The organism is Pantoea stewartii subsp. stewartii (assembly GCF_008801695.1).
GTDB classification, from domain to species: Bacteria; Pseudomonadota; Gammaproteobacteria; order Enterobacterales; family Enterobacteriaceae; genus Pantoea; species Pantoea stewartii.
Genome location: NZ_VZPF01000165.1, coordinates 1 through 2,799 on the forward strand (window position 1 = coordinate 1; position 2,799 = coordinate 2,799).

At 50.0% G+C, this 2,799-nt stretch carries 1 protein-coding gene and 1 pseudogene; one reads left to right on the top strand and one right to left on the bottom strand.

Annotated elements, in window-relative coordinates:
- Positions 1-149, top strand: a pseudogene (locus tag F7Q90_RS25170) (IS630 family transposase); the annotation flags it as partial.
- Positions 150-791: 642 nt separating this feature from the next.
- Here F7Q90_RS25170 and F7Q90_RS25175 read toward each other — a convergent pair.
- The gene (locus tag F7Q90_RS25175; RefSeq protein ID WP_006119684.1) at positions 792-1,889 is read right to left on the bottom strand and encodes a glutathione-independent formaldehyde dehydrogenase; all 1,098 of its coding nucleotides are present in this window, start codon (positions 1,887-1,889) and stop codon (positions 792-794) included.
- Positions 1,890-2,799: the final 910 nt, after the last annotated feature.

Here is a 2,799-nt window from a genome sequence, read left to right on the forward strand (position 1 = left end):
ATGTCGAACGGTTGTGGCAGGCGCTTCATGAGACAATAACCCGAAATCACCAGTGCAGTTCAATGTGGCAACTGTTGAAAAAGGTCCATCACTTTATGAATACCGTCAGCCCATTCCCCGGGGGAAAACATGGGCTGGCTAAAGTGTAGCGGTATTAGGATCAGTTATTTAGTTGTGCACAGTCGATAAATCAGGCGAGACGGCAGGAGAATTTGAGGGAAAAGGGGTAACAAAGTGTAAGCGCAATATCGGAAACAGGATTCTTGTATCAACGGAATATGAAACAGGCAGCCAGCCACCAGGAAAACTCTTAAATTCTTTTTTTTGCTCCCTTCCTAATAGTTTTTGGTTGCCGCTTACGCTTGCGAAAAAATATTTTGTGAAATTAACTTAGCGACAGGTTTCCCCCAAACCGAATTTCACTGTTTCACTTAACCGCCGCGCCGGCGGTTTTTTTTCGCTTAAATAAAGCCAGCAAATGACGTAGCGCCATCATATAACAGACCCGCGTTTTTTCGGTGCACACTTTCGGATGCCAAACGATTATATTCACGTTTCTCTCGTGTTATAAACGCCGCCCTGTACCAGACCTTTCCACAGCAGGTATGGGCTGTGACTTACGCTGGCACAGTGAAGGCGAGGCGGCCTCGTCCTTTGCCAGCCATGCTGTTGAGATAAAACGTCATCGGTCAGCCAGCTAACCACAGGGGCCGTCTTTAACCGCCAACAGTCCGGTCCCCCGTACTCAGACGAGATCCCAGACTGCGGCGGCCCGGTTAACTGCGAATTATTCAGGGTTTTAAAATCACTTTTGTCCACCCGCTGTCGCGGTTGTCAAAATGTTTATAGCCCTCTGCGGCTTCTGTCAGTTGCAGCCGGTGGGAAATGATTTGTCCCGGCTTCGCTTTGTCCTGCGCGATCAGACGCGCCAGCTGGCGGTTATAGGCTTTGACGTTTGCCTGGCCAGTGCGGACAGACTGGCCTTTAAACCAGAAGCTGCCGAAGTCGAAAGGCATTTTACCTTCTTTCGCCAGATCGGTGGCAGCACCGGGATCCTGTGGCACAAACACGCCTACCACGCCGCCGCCCGTCGCTTTGGTGGAGGCCACCAAGCTGTTCATGGTGTCGGCGTTATCTTCAACGCCATGTTTGTTACAGCACTGATATCCCACACATTCGCAGCCACAATCGGTGCCCCGGCCATCCGTCAGGTCGAGGATTTTATTTACCGCATCGGCCCCGGTGGCATTAATGGCAATGGCACCGAGTTTTTCAGCCAGCGCCAGCCTGTCGGCATGCGTGTCCACAACGTACACTTCGGAGGCACCCTTGATAATCGCCGAATGCGCCGCCATCAGTCCTACCTGCCCTGCACCATAGATAGCCACACTTTCGCCGGGTTTGAGCCCCGCCAGTTCAGTGGCATGCCAGCCGGTGGGAAAAATATCAGACAGCATGACGTAATCGTCTTCCTTTTCAACCGCATCGGGTGGCAGCACCAGGCAGTTAAAATCGGTAAAGGGTACGCGCAATAATTCTGCCTGACCACCAGACCAGGGCCCCATTTCGGCAAAGCCGTACGCCGCCCCTGCCGTGCCTGGATTGGTCGTCAGGCAGAAGCCTGTCAGCCCTTTTTCACAGTTTTCGCAGAATCCGCAGCCGACGTTGAAAGGCAGGCAGACATAATCTCCGACTTTCACGCGCTCCACACCGCTGCCGATCTCTACCACCTGCCCCAGATTTTCATGGCCCAGGATACGGCCCTGTTCGAAGCTGGTACGCCCTTCGTACATATGAAGATCAGATCCGCAAATATTGGTGGTGGTGATACGAACCAGAACATCCGTGGGACGCTCAATTTTGGCATCGGGCACGTCTTTTACTGACACATCGTATGTGTCCGTTATAAACGACTGCTTTCATATTTTTCCCCTCGGGTCATGGATGATTTGGCGCCCACCGGCCCTGACCGGGACGGCGAGCGGCATCGGATTTTCTGGGCTGGTTAATCAGCCTGACGCTAATCGTGCGTTCGCTGTGGAAAGAGGCCGTTCGCTTAAAATACGCGTGACTAAAAAGCGTGATTGCCTGCCCTGCTTTTAAAATAATTAGGGTTGCGCAATATTTTCGGATATTTCCGACAAATTTAACTACGGTGGAATAATGACAGATTCCCTCTGGAATGACCTGCGATACATTTCTCCTTCGTGGTTAAGATTTGCCTTCATGTTCTTTTTAAATCAGTCTTAAAAGCGTAACTGAGATAAATAAAATTGCTGCTCATCGTGAAAATTAATTCAAATAAAAATAACTTAGACTTTTTTACAATGACTTATCTGAGAAGGTGATTATGTGAACGGAAGTTACAAAGGAGAAAAGCGAAGCCGCCTGCTGATTTAATGCACAGCAAGGCCGTAAACCTGAACAGATTAATTACAGACGGTATCCGAAAACATGAATTCCTTCTGTCTGACAGAAAATCGTGTTTATTTTTCACAGGTTGCGCATTATGCCCGGCAGGGGATTATCACGGCCTGGCTTATATTACCTTTCTGCGTGTTAATTTATCATGGCAGTATTCGCGCTTGTGGCCCGTTCACGCCGGGCTTTAATTACAGGCTGCCGGATGCTTACTCTGTCAATACAGATTCAGGCAATACGCTGATCCTGCCGTAAGCGTCACATTTAAACCGTCTGTGCAGCGGGCTCCGGTTCCGGGAAAATAGTGTCCATCATTTTTTAATGGACACTATCGCGTGAAACACCGGACATGGCTCCTTGAGGCGCTTCGCCTCCATT